Source organism: Sphingomonas sp. Leaf30 (assembly GCF_001422525.1).
In the GTDB taxonomy this organism is placed as follows: domain Bacteria; phylum Pseudomonadota; class Alphaproteobacteria; order Sphingomonadales; family Sphingomonadaceae; genus Sphingomonas; species Sphingomonas aerolata.
Map to the genome: position 1 here is coordinate 531,158 of NZ_LMKZ01000002.1, position 16,662 is coordinate 547,819.

Genomic DNA, 16,662 nt, shown 5'->3' on the forward strand with positions numbered 1-16,662 from the left:
CCGGAGGAGCCGGCATGACGGACGGGCACGGCACGAAGCAGGACGGCACGGCGCAGCGCGTCGATCGGGCATCGCGCGACGGCGAGTCGTCCCCGGTTCCAGCGTGTCGTCACTGGCATGTCATCCGCGACGACGATCTTGCGGACCTGTTGTCCGCGCATGCCGATCTGCGAAGCCTGTGCAGCATCCTCGAACATTGCGCAGACTGCTTGCCCGTCAGACCCTCGGCACGCGATGCGGACTGGATTTGTGCGCGACTGGCCTTGGTGACCGAACGGCACGACGATGGCCTCGAGCCGACGCTCGACACGCTGTTCCGGCGAACCCCGTCACAGCCGCTGATCGGCGTGCTGCTCGATCATGTCGCCGCACACCGCGCGACCGACGCCGTCTACGCACAGGATCTCATCGTCGCACTCGATCCGCGTTCGATCGAAGCCGACCGGTTCGCGCCCGACATGCTCGGCTATATGTTGCGATGCTTCTTCGACGGCTGCCGGCATGCCACCGACTTCACCGAACTGGCGATCCTGACCTTGGGACATGCCCGCCTCACGCGCGCCGCCAGGATGCGGCTGACCGACAGCCTGGCGGGTAGCACTTGACCCTGAGCACAGCCTGCTGTCGCTCCCGGCGTCGCTATGCCGGATCGGCGCGCGCCGCGAGAGCATCGCGGTCGACAATGGTGATGGCTCTTCCGCCGGGCAAGCCGATGACGCCGCGAGTCTTCAGCTGCGTCATCTGCCGGCTGACGGTTTCGATCGTCAGCCCCAATATGTCGGCGATCTGCCCCCGCGAAAGCGGGAGGTCGAACGTGACCGGCCCGCTGGGCGTTCCCCTGCAACCGGTCGCCGGGGCACGGGCCGCCATATCGACGAGAAACCCCGCGACCTTCTCGCTCGCCGATTTGCGCGCGAGCGTCAGCATGCGCGATCGTGCTTCGTCGAGTGCGGCAAGCGTGCGTTGCAGCAATAGCCGCTCCATCCGCGCATGATCGGTCAGTACGCGCTCGAACGACGCCCGCGGAAAGATGCACACTTCGGCGTCGGTCAGCGCCGACACGCTGAAATCCGCCTGCCCGGGATAGGGCTGCCCGACAAAGTCGGCGGGATATAGGAGCCCGACAATCTGCTCGCGACCGTCACCGCTCGAGGCGACGAGCTTGAGCACGCCCGACAGCAGGTTGGCGCACAGGATATTGTCCTCGCCCGCCCAGATCAGCGTCTCGCCACGCCGCACGATCCGCCGCCGACCCAGGGTATTGAGCGCATGCAGTTCGCTGTTGGTCAGGCTTCCGCAGAGCGACTGATCGCGGACCGCACAGTCGACGCAGATGGTTGCAGCAAGCATGACGAGAGATATAGCGCCCGGTCGCCGAATTGACCGCATCAATTCGGCGCCGACTGGTCAATATCGCCGGACGGGGCGGGCAGGATATGTTGCCCGTCACTGTCTACGGCATGTCCGATACGTCGATCTCGTCATCGGCCGGCAGGGAAAACTCATGCCACATGCCGTTCAGCACTCCGAAGCCCAGCGCAAGGCCGAGGCCCAATACCCAACTGAAATACCACATTATCTATCGTCCTTGGCGCATGGAGTGATCAGTAGAAATCGGGATTGGTCGCGACCTCGTGCGCGGTGACCCGGCCCCACATCAGCTTGAAGGCCCATGCGGTGTAGGCGAGGACGATCGGCAGGAAGACGACAGTGACGAACAGCATGATCCCGAGTGTCTTTTCGGACGATGACGCATTCCAGACCGTCAGGCTCGAATGCGCATCGATGCTGGACGGCAGGATGTAGGGAAACATCGACAGCCCGACGGTCGCAATGATCCCCACCGCCGATGCCGAGGATCCCGCAAATGCCGCACTCTCGATCCGTCGGCGTATCCCGATCAGCGCGACCACCGCGCCGCCGAATCCCAGCAGCGGGGCAATCATCATCCAGGGATGGAGTGCATAGTTCGCCAGCCACGCGCCCGCAGCGATTTCGCTCGTCGTGCGCAGCGGATTGGACGGCCCCGCCGGATCGATGGTCCCGACGATGCGGAACCCGATATCGGTCCAGGCGACGAACGCCCAGCCGGCCGCGAACAGGACCAGTGACAGCATGCCGGCCAGCGTCCCGAACCGCGTCGCGCGGTCATGGACGGGGCCATGCTCGACCTTGATCGCCAGCCACGCGCTGCCGTGCAGGACCAGCATCGCGACCGACAACAGGCCGCAGATCAGCGTGAAGGGCGTGAACAGCCCGAGGAAACTGCCGTCGAAAAAGGCGCGCAGATCGCTGTCCAGCCGGAACGGCGCCCCCGACAGGACATTGCCGACCGCGACCCCGAAGACGAGCGCCGGCACGACGGCCCCGATGAACAGCGCCCAGTCCCATCCGGACCGCCACCGCGGATCCGGCCGCTTCGAGCGGTATTTGAACCCGACCGGTCGCAGGATCAGCGCCGCGAGCACGAGGAACATCGCGAGGTAGAAGCCGGAAAAGCTGACCGCATAAACGAACGGCCAGGCGGCAAAGATCGCGCCGCCACCCAGGATGAACCAGACCTGGTTCCCCTCCCAGGTCGGACCGACCGAGTTGATCACCATCCGGCGCTCGGAATCGGTCCGTGCGACGAACGGCAGAAGCGTGGCGACCCCGAGGTCGAACCCGTCGGTCAGCGCGAAGGCAATGAGCAACACTCCCATCAGCCCCCACCACAATATGCGCAGCGTCTCATAGTCAAACATCGGATCGTGCCTTTCGGATCAGGCGAGAAGGGGTCAGGCGGGGATCGGATCGGCAGCAACGGGGCGCGCGGCACCGCGCCCTGCCGGTCCGGCATCGGGCACCGGATAGGCATCCTCGTCATGCTCGAACGGCCCCTTGCGGATCGTCGCGAGGATCAGACGGACCTCGATGACCGCGAGCGTCCCGTAGATTGCGGTGAAACCGATGATCGTCGTCCACAGTACGCCGCGCGTCAGCGAGGATGCGGCAAGGAAGGTCGGCAGCACGCCCTCGATCGCCCAGGGCTGGCGGCCGATCTCGGCAAGCATCCAGCCCAGCTCGATCGCGATCCAGGGCAAGGGGATCGCGAGCACCGCGAGTTTCAGGAACCACCGCGTCTGCGTGTGCAGGCGGAGCGACGTCAGGACGAACGCCGAACCGAACAGCGCGATCATCAGGACCCCGATCGCAGCCATGATCCGGAAGCTCCAGAACATCAGCGGCACGTTCGGCACCACGTCCCACGCGGTCGTGGCGATCAGCGCTGGGCTGGCAGTGCGCGGGTCCGCGACATGCTGCTTCAGCAGCAAGGCATAGCCCAGATCACGCTTGTGCGCCTCGAACCGTGCACGCTGCACGACGTTGGCAGGGTCGGTCTTGAGCCGTTCGACCGCGTCATAGGCGACCACGCCCGACGTGATCCGCTCCTGCGCCTTGAGCACCAGTTCGGACATGCCGGTGACGGTGCCGTCGAGGCTGCGCGTCGCGATCAGCCCGAGGACCCAGGGGATCTGGACCTCATACCGGGTTTCACGGGCGGCGACGTCGGGTACGCCGAATAGCGTCAGACCGGCCGGCGCGGGTGCCGTGTGCCAGGCCGCCTCGATCGCGGCGAGTTTCATCTTCTGGTTGTCGGTCAGGGCATAGCCGCTCTCGTCACCCAGCACGACGACCGACAGCGATGCGGCCAGGCCAAAGGCTGCCGCCACCGTCATCGATCGCCGTGCCACGCCCTTGTAGCGATCGGTGAGCAACCAGAAGGCGCTGATGCCCAGCACGACCACCGCCGCGCAGACATAGCCCGCGCTGACCGTGTGGACGAACTTGGCCTGCGCGATCGGGTTGAACAGGACGGCGCCGAAATCGGTCACCTCCATCCGCATCGTTTCCGGATTGAACGTCGCGCCGACCGGATTCTGCATCCAGCCGTTCGCGATCAGGATCCACAGCGCGGACAGGTTGGTGCCCAGCGCCACCATGGCCGTGACGAGCAGATGCCCGAGCTTCGACAGCCGCCCCCAGCCGAAGAACATGATGCCGACGAACGTCGCTTCGAGGAAGAACGCCATCAGCCCCTCGATCGCGAGCGGCGCGCCGAATATGTCCCCGACATAATGCGAGAAATACGACCAGTTCGTGCCGAACTGGAATTCCATCGTCAGCCCCGTAGCCACCCCCAGCACGAAGTTGATCGCGAAGATCCGCCCCCAGAAGCGCGTGATCACGCGCCAGATCGGCCGGTTCGTCATGACATAGACCGATTCCATGATGACCAGCATCATCGACAGGCCCAGCGTCAGCGGCACGAAGAGAAAATGATAGAGCGCGGTGAGCGCAAACTGCAGCCGCGACAGGTCGATGACCCCGAGGTCCATGGAACGGTCTCCCCCCCGGCGAACATGCCGGTTTGGTCGGGGCGTAAGTGGCGCGGCCGGTGAGAACATTGACCGCGGTCAAAGACCAGACGAACGGCAATACGCGACAAGCCTGTCCATGACGGCACTATCTTCGAGCGACCTCGCATCCACCGACCCGACGCCCCGCGCGCGTCGCCAGTGGCTCAAGACCATCGCCCAGGGCGGTCGACGCGGCGATGCGGCGGCGGCGTGGCTCATGCTCGACAGCATTGCCGCGATCGGCTTTGCCGGCGGCCTGGCGGGGGCGATCGTCGCGGTTCCGGCCGGCGCCGCCGCGGTCCTGCCCTGGGCAATGCTCGTCGTCCTGTCCGGCGGCCTTCGCGGTCTCGTCGTCATGCTCGCGACGCGCACGGGCGCCCGCCAGGCCGAAGACGCCAAGGTGACGTTGCGTCGCCGGATCGTCGCATCGGCGCTGCACCGCGCCCCCGGTGCGCCGACGACCACGGGTATCCTGATGGCCGCGGTGGTGGACGAGGTGGACGCGCTCGACGGCTATATCGCGCGCTTCCTGCCCGCGCGCAAAGCGGGCGCCATCGCACCCTTCCTGATCCTGCTCGCGACCGTGTTGGCCAGCCCCGTCGCCGCGGGCATCCTGGTCGTGACGCTCATACCGTTCATCGTCGCGATGGCGCTTGCGGGGGGTGCGGCCGCGGACAAATCCCGGCGCCAGTTCACCGCGCTGGCCCGGCTGACAGGGCGGTTCGCGGATCGGGTCCGCGCACTACCGGTCGTCCTTGCGTTCGGCGCCAAGGACCGCGAGGCCCGCGCGCTGGGGATCGCAGCAGACGAACTGGCGGCGCGGACGATGGGCGTGCTGCGCGTCGCCTTCCTGTCCTCGGGCGCGCTGGAGTTCTTCGCCGCGCTCTCGGTCGCGCTGGTCGCGGTCTATTGCGGGTTCAACCTGCTCCACCTCCTGCCCTTCCCGGTGCCCGAGCAGCTCGATCTCGGCCGCGCCTTCTTCGTCCTCGCGCTCGCACCCGAATTCTACGCACCGATGCGACGTCTCGCCGCCGCCTATCACGACAAGCAGACGGCCGAGACGGCGGCGGATCGCCTGATCGCCCTCCCCGCGCCCGCCTCTCCCATGCCGGCGTCGCTGCCATCGACGCCGCACGCACTGCGGCTCGAAATACCCGCTCTTCCCGCACTGGCGTTCAGGTCGGTCGCGATCCGCTATCCCGGCGCGGGACGGGACGCCGTGTCCGGCCTGTCGTTCGACGTCCCGCCCGGCCGCATCGTCGTGCTGACCGGACCATCGGGCAGCGGCAAGACCAGCGCGCTGCACCTGCTGCTCGGCCTCGCCCCGCTGGTCGCGGGCGATGTCCTGATCGACGGCCAGCGACTCCCACCCGGCGGCTCGCTCGCGCCGCGCGCATCCTGGGCTGGCCAGCATCCGTTGATCATCGCCGGCACGATCCGCGAAAACCTGCGCCTTGCCTGCCCCGACGCCACCGACGATGCGATCGACCGCGCGGTGGTGCAGGCCGGTCTTCGGCCAATGCTGATGGCACGCGGCGGCGGTCGGATGGCGGCCGGTCTCGACACGCGGCTCGATGCGCGCGGCGGCGGGCTGTCCGGTGGCGAACGGCGGCGGCTTGCCCTGGCGCGCGCCATGCTCAAGCCTGCACCGATCCTGCTGCTCGACGAACCGACGGCGCATCTCGATGCACTGTCGGAGATTGCGCTGGTAACGACGATCGCGGCGGCCTGTCGCGGCCGGACGACGCTGATTGCGACGCATAGCGACCGCCTGGCCGGCATCGCCGATCATGTGGTCCGGCTTGGAGACCCCGCATGAACGGTCCACTCGACAGGTTGCTCGCGCAGGAGCGAGGTGCGCAGCGCCCAATCCTCGCACGCGCCGCGCTGCTCGCCGCAATCGTCGCGGCAGCGTCGGTCCTGCTGCTCGGGCTGTCGGGCTGGTTCATCACCGCCGCCGCGATCGCCGGTCTGGCGGGCCCGGCGGCAGCGCTCGCGTTCAACTACATGTTGCCGAGCGCGGGAATCCGGCTTCTCGCCATCCTGCGGACCGGCGCACGTTACGGCGAGCGCCTCGCCAGCCACGAGGCGGCGTTCGGCGCGCTCGCGCGGATCCGCCCGGCCATCTTCCGGGCGCTCGCAGCACAGCCCGCTGGGACCGCGCTCGCCTTCGGGACGGGCGAGGCGACCGCCCGGCTGATCGGCGACGTCGATGCGATGGAGATGCAGTTCGTACGCCAGTCCGCGCCCTGGGGCGTCGCCGCGGCGCTGATCACGGGGCTTGGGCTCGTATCGCTGGGCAGCGTCGCAGCCTCGATCGCCACCGCCTGTTGCATGGCGGTGCTCCTCATCGTTGCCGACCGGCTTGCCCGTCGTAGCGCGCCGCTCGGCCAGGCGGTGCAATATGCTGCCGGGGCACTTCGCGAGACGTTCGCAGGCCTTGCCGATGCCGCCCCCGAACTGCGATGCTTCGGGCTCGAGCCCTGGGCCGCTGCGCAGGTCGACGATCGAAGCCGTGCGCTCGCCGCCGCGCAGCGTGCGCAGGCAGAAGCCGCCGGATGGCTGGACCTGCTGCACGCGACGGCCGTCGGTATCGCCGCCGCCGGCGCCGCGATCCTGTCGGCCGGATCGGGGGCGCCACGGGCTGCGCTGGCGGCGCTGGCAGCGGCGATGACGATCGATGCGGGCACGCCGGTGTTGCGCGCGATGATCGAGCGGGGCCGCATGCGCGCGGCACGCGACCGGCTCGACGATATCCTGGAAACGCACGAGAGCGCAGAGACTTACCTGGAGAATGCATCTTCGCTTGCTTTGCCGAACACGGCCGGTCCTAGCCGTAGCGCACTGCACTTCGTCCTGCCGGCGGGGACGTGTCACGTGCAGCACGGCGATCGGGTCGCGCTGACCGGCCCCTCGGGGATCGGCAAGACGACGCTCGTGGAAAAGATGCTGTCGTTGCGGCCGAGCGCGCCTGGCGATATCTGGCTGGACGGAGATGATATCGGCCTGATCCCGGCAGAGATATCGCGGCGGAGCTTCGCCTGGTCACCACAGGATGCCGCGCTGCTGTCGGGAACGGTGCGCGACAATCTAATGCTGGCCAACCCGGATGCCGACGATGCCACGCTGTGGCGGGCGCTGCACGACGCGGTGCTCGACGGTCGGGTTCGCGCGCTCGATAACGGACTCGACGCGTGGGTCGGTGAAAACGGCGCACGGCTGTCGGGCGGGGAGCGGCGCCGTCTCGCGGTGGCGCGCGCCTATTGCTCGCTCGCGCCATGGCTCGTGCTCGACGAGCCGAGCGAAGGGCTGGACCGCACGACCGAAAAGCTGCTCGCGGTCCGACTGGCGCAGCGCCTCGACACGACCGGACAGGGGCTGATCCTTGTGAGCCACCGCCCGGCGCTCGTCGCCCTCTGCCCGCGGCGTTTCGACCTGACACAGGCAAGATCGGACCGGCGCAGCGCCGCCTAGTACCAAATCTCGGGGGCTGTCGCTCAGCCTGCCGCGGCCCGCGCGAGCAGCGCCCGATCGAGGATGATGACGCCGCGCCCGCCCGGCAGGGCAACGACCTCGCGGCGCTTCAGGGACGTCATCTGCCGGCTGACGGTCTCGATCGTCATCCCCAGCAGTGCGCCGACCTCCGACCGGCTCATCGGCAGGTCGAAGCGGGCCGGGCCCGGCTGACCCATCCGCCGTGCCATTTCCAGCAGGAACGTGGCGATCCGCGCGCCCGCGGCCTTGCGTCCCAGCATCAGCATCCACATCCGCGCGTCGTCGAGCGCACCGAGCGCGCGGTGTAGCAACAGGCGTTCCATCGCCGGATGCGCGTCGAGCATCTTTTGCAGCGCCGCGCGCGGGTACACGCACAGCTCCGCATCGGTGATCACCCGGATCGTCTCGTTCGCGGTGTCGGCAAACAGGTCGCCGACGAAATCTCCGGCAAAGGCGAGGCCGACAATGTGTTCGCGCCCCCCCGGCCCCGCGCGCATCGCCTTCAGCACCCCCGACACGACGGTGGCACAGATCGCGTTCGGATCCCCGCTCCAGACCAGCACCTGCCCCGCCGGCATCGTCCGCCGCCGGCCGATCCCGTGCAGCGCGACCAGGCCCGCGTCTTCGAGCGTCGCACACAGCGCATCCTCGCGTACGTTGCAGGCGGCACAGCGCGGCGGCAGCGTCACGATCGCCCCGCCAGCCGCACTAGACCGCATGGCTGAACCGTGCCGACGCGGTCTGCCGGTACGCGTCCAGCCTGCTCGCAATGACGCGCGCATAGGGAAGCGCGTCTTCGCTCAGGCGGAGCACGCTCCCCTCCCAGGCGATCAGCCCGTACCGTTCGAACGGCGTCAGCCGCATGCGAATATCGGCCGCGCCATCCAGCGAGGTCAGGTCTGCCGTGCCCCGGGTCAGGATCGTCTCGATCGCCCGGCCGCGCAGCCTGTCTTCGGGGCTGCGCCGCAGCCCGCGACAGGTTGCCAGGGTTCCGGCATCGATCCGCATGCCGTAGCGCCCCGTATTCTTCTCGGTCTGCAGGATGCGGTCGGGAAAGTCGCTGATCGCGCTGGCGCCAAGACCGATCAGGATCTCCGCCGGGTCTTCGGTAAATCCCTGGAAGTTGCGGTGCAGGCCGCCGCTCGCCGCCACCTGCGCGAGCGCATCGCCCGGTCGGGCGAAATGGTCGAACCCGACCGGATCATAGCCGGCATCGACCAGCATGCGATGCGCGAGGGCCGCCTGCGCAAAGCGCTCCGCCGTCCCGGCCAGCCCGTCCGCGACGATACGTCTCTGGCGCGGTACGAGGTGCGGGACGTGCGCATAGCCGAACACCGCGAGCCGCTCGGGGGCCATCGCGATGCTCTCGACGATGCTGGCGCGCAGGCTTTGCTCGGACTGTTGCGGCAGGCCATACATGAGATCGAAATTGATCGACCCGACACCGGCATCGCGCAAAAGCGCGTTCGTGCGACGAATATCCTCCGACGGCTGCACACGCCCGATCGCCGCCTGGACCTGCGGGTCGAGCGTCTGGACGCCGAGGCTGACCCGCGACACCCCTGCTCGCCCGATCGCCCCCGCCCAGTCGCGGTCGAAGCCACGCGGATCGACCTCGACCGATAGTATCGCATCGGTGCAGTCGAACGCCGTCCTGACGCTTTCGACGAGCCGGAGAAACGCCGCCGGCGGAATCGCGTTCGGACTGCCGCCGCCGAACGCGATCCGTCCCACGCGGACGCCAGTCACCCGCTGCGCAACGAGTGCGATCTCGCGTTCGAGCCGTTCGACATAGGTGGCGAGCCGCGCGGCGCGGTTCGCCGCCCCCGTGTTGCATCCGCAATACCAGCATATGTCCCGGCAATAGGGGATGTGCAGATACAGCGAAACGACCGTCCCCGGCACCATGCCCCCCAGCGCCTCCTCCATGTCGGCCGGGCCGACATCGTTGCCGAATTCGGCAGCGGTCGGATAGCTGGTGTAGCGCGGCACGGGTGTCGCGAGCAGTTCGGGGTGATAGGTCCACATGCGACGATGGGTGCGATGTCCCCTTCGACTGGTCTTTGATCGGCATCAAATCCGCGTTTGGCCGTGATCAACGCCCCCGCCTCGCCGTACGCCTAGCCCGAACGCATCCCAATCAGGAGTCGGGCAATGAAGCATCTTTCCATCGGCGTAGTTCTAGCCGCCGCCGGCCTCGGCATCGCCACGCCGGCCATGGCGCAGGACCCGGCACCGCGCACCGGTATCCAGGCGGGCGACGTGCTCGTCCGCCTGCGCGCGATCCTCGTCGCGCCGAACGAACGCTCGGGCGGGATCCTCCCGACCTTCCCCGGCGAGCGCGTCAGCGTCGACAACAGCGCGATGCCCGAGGTCGACGTCACCTATATGGCCACCGACCAGATCGGCTTCGAACTGATCGCCGCGACGACCAAGCACAGCGCCAGCGGGCGTAGCGGGACGACCGGATCGATCGGCAAGCTGGCCTCGACCTGGGTGCTGCCCCCGACGCTGACCGCGCAATATCACCTCAACCCGCGCGGCTCGATCCGTCCCTATGTTGGAGCCGGACTGAACTACACGATGTTCTGGAACGAGGATGCCTCGGCGGGTCTCGAAAAGGCGGTCGGGCGGACGCGGGTGCGTATGAAGGACAGCTTCGGCTGGGCGGCGCAGGCCGGGGTCGATGTCGACATCACGCCGAAGGTCTTTCTCAACCTCGACGTCAAATATATCGACATCGACACGAGCGCCCGACTGCGCACGACGGCAATCGGTACGCAGACCGTGAAGATCAATCTCGATCCGCTCGTCTTCGGCGTCGGTCTCGGCCTGAGGCTTTAACCCACGGCCGAGCAGGACCGCGGGCCATCGCACCCGCGGTCCTAGTCGTCGAACGCCGCGACCGAGACGCGGGTGCCACGCAGGAACGCGTCGGCGACGAGCGTGAAGGGGGTCGTGTCGACCTCGCTGCGCCCGTCACGGACCAGGGCGGCGAAACGCGCGTAGAGCCCGGCATATTCGGCATCGTCATGCTCGCTGCTGCCCTCGGGCAGCGTGAGCACCGCGCCGCCTTTGGCGAGACGGAGCGTGCCGGCGTCGGTGTCGACGACGATGTCCCAGCTTTGCGGGCCGGTCTGACGCCAGTCGAGATCCATCGTGATCGGTGTGCCCGACGCACTGCGGAAAGCGAGATCGGCAGCAATGGGCGCGGCACGATTGGCCGGTGTCGACAGCGTCGCGGACTCGAGGAAGAACGGCTCGGGCAGGATCTCGGTCGCGATCGACAAGGCGTTGATGCCCGGATCGAATACGCCGAGCCCGCCGGGCTCCCAGATCCATGCCTGACCGGGATGCCAGACGCGGACGTCCTCGCGCCAGACGATCGACACGCGGTCGATGCGACGATCGGCCAGCCAGGCCTTGGCGGGCGCGACACCCGCGGCGAACCGCGAATGCCAGCCGGCAAAGAGCGTCGCGCCGGTCTGTGCGGCCTGAGCCTCGAGCGCATCAACCTCGGCGAGTGTCGCGCCCGGCGGCTTTTCGAGGAACACATGCAGGCCCTTATCGAGCGCCATCGCGGCGAGCGAATAGCGCACCTGCGGCGGCGTGCAGAGCGCGATCGCGTCGATCGCCGGACCGTCGGCGAGCAGCGCCTCCAGCGACTTGAAGTTGACGACGCCCTCGACGCCCGGATCCCGCGGGCTGACGCTGGCGACGAGCTCGAATTCGGCGTTGCACGCGATCGACGGGAGATGCTGGTCGCGTGCGATCTTGCCCATGCCGACAACGGCGATGCGGATACCCGCCACGCTCAAAGCGCCTTTACCGAGACCAACCGCGGTGCGGCCCTGGTCAGCGTGTTGCGCAGCGGCAGCGTGAAGGGCGCAGCCTCGATCTCGAACACGTCGCCTTCACGCGTCGTCACGCCCTCGGCGAACGACAGCGTCGCAGTCCCAAAGAAATGGACATGGATGTCGCCCGGGCGGCGGAACAGATCATATTTGAAATGATGCGCCTCGAGATTGGCGATGCTGTGCGACATGTTCGCCTCGCCCGACAGGAACGGCTTCTCCCACAGGACGGCGCCGTCGCGGTGGATCCGGCTCATCCCCTCGACATGCTCGGGCGGTGGGCCGACGAGCAACTCCGGGCCGAGCGACGCCTGGCGCAGCTTGGAATGCGCGAGCCAGAGGTAATTGTGCCGCTCGGTCACGTGATCGCTAAACTCGTTGGCCAGACACAGGCCGAGCCGGAACGGCGTGCCGTCAGCGCCGATCAGGTAGATACCGGCAAGCTCGGGCTCCTCGCCGCCATCTTCGGCAAAATCAGGCATCTCGAGCGCCGCGCCCGGCGCGACGAGCCCCGAACCGTCACCCTTGTAGAACCATTCGGGCTGCTGGCCGCACTCGCCCGGCGCCGGCTTGCCGCGCTCGACGCCTTCCAGGAACATCCGCATCGAATCGGTCTGCTTTTCCGCATCCGCCGCGGCACGGTGCATCTTGTCGCGGCCCTCGGCCGAGCCGAGATGCGTCAGCCCGGTACCCGTCATGACAACATGCGCCGGGTCGACATGATCGATCGGCGACATCAGCCGACCGGCAGCCAGTTCGGCCGCGATGTCGACGCTGGCGCCGGTGCCGCAGGCCGCGACCGTCGCGGCAAGATCGAGACCCTCCGCGATCGCGCGTTCGGCGAGCGCGCGAACGCTGTCGATGCCGGGAACGAACGTCGCCCCGGCGCTGGTGGCCGCGATCACCGATCGCGTGCCGTCGACGCCAACATGCTGCAACAGGCGCAAGCTCATCATCCTCTCCTTTCCGGGTGCCGCTGTTACGGTTCGCCCGGACGTCATCATGCAGGGAATTGGCGGGTCAGCCGGCGACGACGCCGTCGATCAGCCGCGGCGCGTCCGTGTCGTCACGTACGCATGCGGGCAGCAATTCCGGCAGCAAGTTCTGGTAAGATACCGGCCGCAGGAAGCGGTCGATCGCCAGGCTGCCGACCGAGGTCGTGCGACCGTCCGACGTCGCCGGGAACGGCCCGCCATGGACCATCGCATGCGCGACCTCGACACCCGTCGGCCAGCCATTGGCCAGGATCCGCCCCGCCTTGCGCTCGAGCAGCGGGATCAGGCGCGACGCCATCCCGGCATCGCCCGCGTCCATCTGAATCGTCGCGGTCAGCTGACCTTCCGCGGCGCGCAGCACGGCATGGAGCTCGTTCTCGTCTGCGCAGCGCACCAGCAGCGACGACGCCCCGAACACCTCATGCCCTAGCGCCGCGTCGCTCAGGAACTGCGCGGCGGTGGTTTCGAAGAACGCCGCCTGCCCCTGTGCGACACCTTCGCCGACCTTGCCCTGTGCGATCGTCTTGACCGCGTCATGGCCCGCGAGCGCCTCGACGCCCTTCTGGTACGCGGCATGGATGCCGCCGGTGAGCATGGTCGCCGCCGATGCGTCGGGAAGCGCGGTCGCCGCTGCGGCGACAAACGCATCGAGCCCGTCGCCCTCGATGGCGAGGACCAACCCGGGATTGGTGCAGAACTGCCCCGCGCCCATCGTCAGCGAACCGACGAAGGCCGTACCCAGCGCCGCGCCGCGCGCTTTCAGCGCCTCGGGCAGCAGCACGACGGGATTGATGCTCGACATCTCGGCATAGACCGGGATCGGGACGTCGCGCGCCTGCGCCAGCTTGACGAGCGCCAGACCGCCAGCGCGCGACCCGGTGAAGCCGACCGCAGCGATCCGCGGATCCTGAACCAGCGTGCTGCCCAGATCATTGCCGGGGCCGACCAGATGCGAGAACACACCCTTTGGCAGACCGCACGCAGCAACCGCCGCCTCGATCGCGCCAGCGACCATCGCGCCGGTCGCGGGGTGCGCCGGATGACCCTTGACGACGACGGGGCAGCCCGCAGCGAGCGCGGAGGCGGTATCACCACCCGCGGTCGAGAAGGCGAGTGGGAAATTGCTCGCGCCGAACACCGCGACCGGGCCGAGCGGGATCATCCGCAGGCGCAGGTCGGGACGCGGCAAGGGTGCGCGGTCGGGCAGCGCCGGGTCGATGCGGACACCCATCCAGCCGCCGCGGCGCACGACGCCGGCGAACAGCTTCAGCTGGCCGACGGTACGACCCCGCTCGCCCTCGAGCCGCGCGCGCGGCAAGCCGCTCTCGCGCATCGCGGTGACGATCAGTGTGTCGCCGAGCGCGACGATCTCTTCGCCGATCCGTTCGAGAAAGTCCGCGCGGGCTGCATTGTCGGTCGCGCGATACGCATCGAATGCCGCGTCGGCGGCAGCACAGGCCGTCGCAACGTCATCAGCGCCGTGGACCGCAAAGGCCTCGCCGGTCGCGAGCCCCGTCGCCGCGTCGATCGAACGGAACGCGTCGTGGCCGGCCGTCTCGGCCGTCTGGATATCAGTCATGGATAGTAGCTCCCTTATACTCAGACTTATGCGCAATCGCCCGATTTAGCAATCTTTTGGCGTTCCTTGATGGCACGCGGACTGTTACGCCGTGATGATGGAGCAGGCGCTATGACGATCAACGACGACGATCCACAGGAGATTGTGACCGACGCCGGAACAGCACGCAGCCCCCGGGGGACCGGCCGCCGCCTTCACGGCGCGGTGGCGCACAAGCTGGGCACTGCGATCCTGTCGGGCGAATATGCGCCCGGCGACACGCTGGCCGGGGAAGTCGATTTCTCGAAGACGCTCGACGTGTCGCGAAGCGCGTACCGCGAGGCCGTGCAGGTGCTGACCGCCAAGGGGCTGGTCGAAAGCCGGCCCAAGATCGGCACACGCGTCCTGCCCCGCAGCCGGTGGAACCTGCTCGATCCCGACGTGCTCGCCTGGGCTTTCGCCGCCGAGCCCGACATCATGTTCGTGCGCGACCTGTTCGAACTGCGCGCGATTGTCGAACCGGCCGCCGCCGCGCTGGCGGCCGAGCGTCGCGACCGCGCCGATCTGAAGATCATGAAGGACGCGCTCACCGCGATGCGTCGCCACACGCTCGCGACCGAGGCGGGCCGCGCGGCGGATCGCGAATTCCACGACGCCGTGCTGACCGCGACGCGGAACGACGCGCTGATCGTGCTGAGCGCCAGTATTGGCGCGGCGGTCAACTGGACCACCCAGTACAAGCAACGCGCCCGCGCGCTGCCCCGCAACCCGATCCCCGATCATGTCCTGGTCTATGACGCGATCGCGGCTGGCGATGCCGCGGCGGCAAGTGCCGCGATGCGCACGCTGGTCGACCTGGCACTGGAAGATACGAAGGCGGCGATGCAGCGCTGAACGCGCCGCACCGCCGATATCCGGATCATCCGACCGCGACCGGCTCGGGCAGCGCATGCGTCACGCGCGATCCCCAGATCGCGTAGAACAGGATGTAGAGGTCGCACGCCGCGGTCAGCAGGAACGAGATCTGCAAGCCATAGCGGTCCGCGAGCCAACCCTGCACGATCACCAGCGCACCACCCGCGATCGCCATGATCAGCAGCCCCGATCCCTCTTCCGTCAGCGGTCCGAGCCCGCGGATGCCGAGCGTGAAGATCGTCGGGAACATGATCGAATGGAACAGCCCGACCGAGATCAGCGCCCACATCGCGACGTGCCCGGTGGTGAAGGTGGCGACCAGCATCACGACGAACGCGCCGATGCTGGCCAGCGCCAGGACGTGCTCCGCCGGAACGCTGCGCATAATGACGCTGCCGACAAGCCGCCCGACCATCATCCCGCCCCACAGGATGAACAGATAGTGCGAGGCCTGCTCGTGCGTCAGATTGCCGATCTGCGGCTGGCTGACGAAGTTGATGAACAGGTTGGCGACGCCGATCTCGGCGATCAAATAGATGAAGATTGCCGGGATGCCGAGGACGAGGTTGCGATGCGACCAGAGCGACAGGCCCTTGCGATCGGCCTTTGCCGAACGCTGCGTCGCCGCCCCCATCGCCGGCAGCGGGAAGCGCGCGATGACGACCGCGAGCACGACCAGCACGCCCGCGACGATGAGATAGGGCAGCACGACCGACTGCGCGTCGGCAAGCCGCTCGGCGGGGGTCAGTACTGCGGTGGATCCGGCCACCGCCGTACCCGAGGTCGAGCGGCCGAGGATCAGATAGCCGCCGAACAAGGGCGCGAGCGTCGCGCCCGCCGAATTGAACGCCTGGACCAGGTTCAGTCGCGACGAGGCGGTCTCGGGCGGGCCGACGACCGCGACATAGGGGTTCGCCGCGACCTGAAGCAGCGTGATGCCGCTGGCGATCACGAACAGGGCGAACAGCGTCACGCCATAAGACGGCAGCCGCGCGGCGGGCACCATCATCAGCGCACCGGCGGCCATCAGCGCGAGCCCGAACACCATCGCGCGCTGATAGCCGACACGCTCGATCAGCTTGGCGGAGGGGATCGACGCGAAGAAATAGGCGATGAACCAGACGCTCTCGATCAGCGTGGTCTGTGTGTAGCTGAGGTCGAACACGCTGCGCAGATGCGGCAGCAGCGTGTTGTTGATGACCGTGATGAAGCCCCACATGAAGAACAGGCTGGCCAGCAAGGTCAGCGCGGATCGGTAGCTTGGCCCCTCCGCACTGCCCCCTGTCCCCGGTGCAGCGCCTGCGATCGTCCCGTGCGTCTGTATCGGCATCGCCATAATCGTCCATCCTCCGTGCCATGTCGGCGACTGAACATCAGTCTTTTCCCGCATGGCTTGCTCAGAAATATATTGTCCGACTATATACCCCCATAAGGCGCGTCAACGG

General features: G+C 67.9%; 15 protein-coding genes. 5 read left to right on the forward strand and 10 right to left on the reverse strand.

Translation table 11 applies throughout. The features are described 5' to 3' along the window. Window positions 1-14: 14 nt before the first annotated feature. A complete protein-coding gene (locus ASE89_RS09050; RefSeq protein ID WP_056676277.1) occupies window positions 15-605 on the forward strand; it encodes a hypothetical protein in 591 nt (196 codons plus the stop codon). Window positions 606-639: 34 nt separating this feature from the next. Here the strand turns inward: ASE89_RS09050 and ASE89_RS09055 are convergent, their stop codons facing one another. The 4 genes from ASE89_RS09055 to ASE89_RS09065 form a co-directional block, all read right to left on the reverse strand. After that, window positions 640-1,350: a Crp/Fnr family transcriptional regulator gene (locus ASE89_RS09055; RefSeq protein ID WP_056676280.1), complete on the reverse strand. Its 711-nt coding sequence runs from the start codon at window positions 1,348-1,350 to the stop codon at window positions 640-642. A gap of 103 nt (window positions 1,351-1,453) precedes the next feature. After that, complete coding sequence (gene cydX, locus ASE89_RS19700) at window positions 1,454-1,576, reverse strand: cytochrome bd-I oxidase subunit CydX (RefSeq protein WP_082451351.1); 123 nt, start codon at window positions 1,574-1,576, stop codon at window positions 1,454-1,456. A gap of 28 nt (window positions 1,577-1,604) precedes the next feature. Next, window positions 1,605-2,744 carry a cytochrome d ubiquinol oxidase subunit II gene (gene cydB / locus ASE89_RS09060; RefSeq protein ID WP_056676286.1) on the reverse strand — a complete coding sequence of 380 codons (1,140 nt, stop codon included), beginning with the start codon at window positions 2,742-2,744 and terminating at the stop codon, window positions 1,605-1,607. A 33-nt stretch (window positions 2,745-2,777) separates the two neighbouring features. Next, window positions 2,778-4,379, reverse strand: coding sequence for a cytochrome ubiquinol oxidase subunit I (locus tag ASE89_RS09065; RefSeq protein WP_056676288.1), 1,602 nt, complete (start codon window positions 4,377-4,379; stop codon window positions 2,778-2,780). A gap of 118 nt (window positions 4,380-4,497) precedes the next feature. Between ASE89_RS09065 and cydD the strand changes: the two genes are divergently transcribed. Both cydD and ASE89_RS09075 read left to right on the forward strand, forming a co-directional pair. Beyond that, a complete protein-coding gene (gene cydD, locus ASE89_RS09070; protein ID WP_056676289.1) occupies window positions 4,498-6,219 on the forward strand; it encodes a thiol reductant ABC exporter subunit CydD in 1,722 nt (573 codons plus the stop codon). Further along, on the forward strand, window positions 6,216-7,874 hold the full coding sequence (locus ASE89_RS09075; RefSeq protein WP_056676291.1) for an amino acid ABC transporter ATP-binding/permease protein: 1,659 nt from the start codon (window positions 6,216-6,218) through the stop codon (window positions 7,872-7,874). The genes cydD and ASE89_RS09075 overlap by 4 nt, the downstream gene beginning before the upstream one ends. Before the next feature lie 23 nt (window positions 7,875-7,897). Here ASE89_RS09075 and ASE89_RS09080 read toward each other — a convergent pair whose 3' ends face one another. Both ASE89_RS09080 and ASE89_RS09085 read right to left on the reverse strand, forming a co-directional pair. Continuing rightward, window positions 7,898-8,614: a Crp/Fnr family transcriptional regulator gene (locus ASE89_RS09080; protein WP_056676293.1), complete on the reverse strand. Its 717-nt coding sequence runs from the start codon at window positions 8,612-8,614 to the stop codon at window positions 7,898-7,900. Continuing rightward, window positions 8,604-9,923 carry a radical SAM protein gene (locus ASE89_RS09085; protein ID WP_056676297.1) on the reverse strand — a complete coding sequence of 440 codons (1,320 nt, stop codon included), beginning with the start codon at window positions 9,921-9,923 and terminating at the stop codon, window positions 8,604-8,606. Before ASE89_RS09085 ends, ASE89_RS09080 begins: the two co-directional genes overlap by 11 nt. 126 nt (window positions 9,924-10,049) lie before the next feature. On the opposite strand from ASE89_RS09085, the gene ASE89_RS09090 reads away from it, so the two are divergent. Continuing rightward, window positions 10,050-10,739, forward strand: coding sequence for an OmpW/AlkL family protein (locus ASE89_RS09090; protein ID WP_082451352.1), 690 nt, complete (start codon window positions 10,050-10,052; stop codon window positions 10,737-10,739). 41 nt (window positions 10,740-10,780) lie between these two features. On the opposite strand, the gene ASE89_RS09095 is transcribed toward ASE89_RS09090, so the two are convergent. The 3 genes from ASE89_RS09095 to ASE89_RS09105 form a co-directional block, all read right to left on the reverse strand. Next, complete coding sequence (locus ASE89_RS09095) at window positions 10,781-11,707, reverse strand: Gfo/Idh/MocA family protein (RefSeq protein ID WP_156363372.1); 927 nt, start codon at window positions 11,705-11,707, stop codon at window positions 10,781-10,783. 2 nt (window positions 11,708-11,709) lie between these two features. Continuing rightward, complete coding sequence (gene araD1 / locus ASE89_RS09100) at window positions 11,710-12,702, reverse strand: AraD1 family protein (protein WP_056676299.1); 993 nt, start codon at window positions 12,700-12,702, stop codon at window positions 11,710-11,712. Window positions 12,703-12,769: 67 nt separating this feature from the next. Then, a complete protein-coding gene (locus tag ASE89_RS09105) occupies window positions 12,770-14,323 on the reverse strand; it encodes an aldehyde dehydrogenase (NADP(+)) (RefSeq protein ID WP_056676303.1) in 1,554 nt (517 codons plus the stop codon). A 111-nt stretch (window positions 14,324-14,434) separates the two neighbouring features. Here ASE89_RS09105 and ASE89_RS09110 point away from each other — a divergent pair, with 111 nt between their 5' ends. After that, on the forward strand, window positions 14,435-15,196 hold the full coding sequence (locus ASE89_RS09110; protein WP_056407587.1) for a FadR/GntR family transcriptional regulator: 762 nt from the start codon (window positions 14,435-14,437) through the stop codon (window positions 15,194-15,196). A 25-nt stretch (window positions 15,197-15,221) separates the two neighbouring features. On the opposite strand, the gene ASE89_RS09115 is transcribed toward ASE89_RS09110, so the two are convergent. Beyond that, on the reverse strand, window positions 15,222-16,553 hold the full coding sequence (locus tag ASE89_RS09115) for a sugar MFS transporter (protein ID WP_082451353.1): 1,332 nt from the start codon (window positions 16,551-16,553) through the stop codon (window positions 15,222-15,224). Window positions 16,554-16,662 lie beyond the last annotated feature (109 nt).

What these genes read in the sequence shown, in the direction of transcription:
- cydB (WP_056676286.1), bottom strand. Translation starts at nt 2,744, where the DNA reads ATGTTTGACTATGAGACGCTGCGCATATTGTGGTGGGGGCTGATGGGA.
- ASE89_RS09080 (WP_056676293.1), bottom strand. Translation starts at nt 8,614, where the DNA reads ATGCGGTCTAGTGCGGCTGGCGGGGCGATCGTGACGCTGCCGCCGCGC.
- ASE89_RS09110 (WP_056407587.1), top strand. Translation starts at nt 14,435, where the DNA reads ATGACGATCAACGACGACGATCCACAGGAGATTGTGACCGACGCCGGA.
- ASE89_RS09055 (WP_056676280.1), bottom strand. Translation starts at nt 1,350, where the DNA reads ATGCTTGCTGCAACCATCTGCGTCGACTGTGCGGTCCGCGATCAGTCG.
- ASE89_RS09105 (WP_056676303.1), bottom strand. Translation starts at nt 14,323, where the DNA reads ATGACTGATATCCAGACGGCCGAGACGGCCGGCCACGACGCGTTCCGT.
- ASE89_RS09090 (WP_082451352.1), top strand. Translation starts at nt 10,050, where the DNA reads ATGAAGCATCTTTCCATCGGCGTAGTTCTAGCCGCCGCCGGCCTCGGC.
- ASE89_RS09075 (WP_056676291.1), top strand. Translation starts at nt 6,216, where the DNA reads ATGAACGGTCCACTCGACAGGTTGCTCGCGCAGGAGCGAGGTGCGCAG.
- cydX (WP_082451351.1), bottom strand. Translation starts at nt 1,576, where the DNA reads ATGTGGTATTTCAGTTGGGTATTGGGCCTCGGCCTTGCGCTGGGCTTC.
- ASE89_RS09085 (WP_056676297.1), bottom strand. Translation starts at nt 9,923, where the DNA reads ATGTGGACCTATCACCCCGAACTGCTCGCGACACCCGTGCCGCGCTAC.
- araD1 (WP_056676299.1), bottom strand. Translation starts at nt 12,702, where the DNA reads ATGAGCTTGCGCCTGTTGCAGCATGTTGGCGTCGACGGCACGCGATCG.
- ASE89_RS09065 (WP_056676288.1), bottom strand. Translation starts at nt 4,379, where the DNA reads ATGGACCTCGGGGTCATCGACCTGTCGCGGCTGCAGTTTGCGCTCACC.
- ASE89_RS09050 (WP_056676277.1), top strand. Translation starts at nt 15, where the DNA reads ATGACGGACGGGCACGGCACGAAGCAGGACGGCACGGCGCAGCGCGTC.
- ASE89_RS09115 (WP_082451353.1), bottom strand. Translation starts at nt 16,553, where the DNA reads ATGGCGATGCCGATACAGACGCACGGGACGATCGCAGGCGCTGCACCG.
- cydD (WP_056676289.1), top strand. Translation starts at nt 4,498, where the DNA reads ATGACGGCACTATCTTCGAGCGACCTCGCATCCACCGACCCGACGCCC.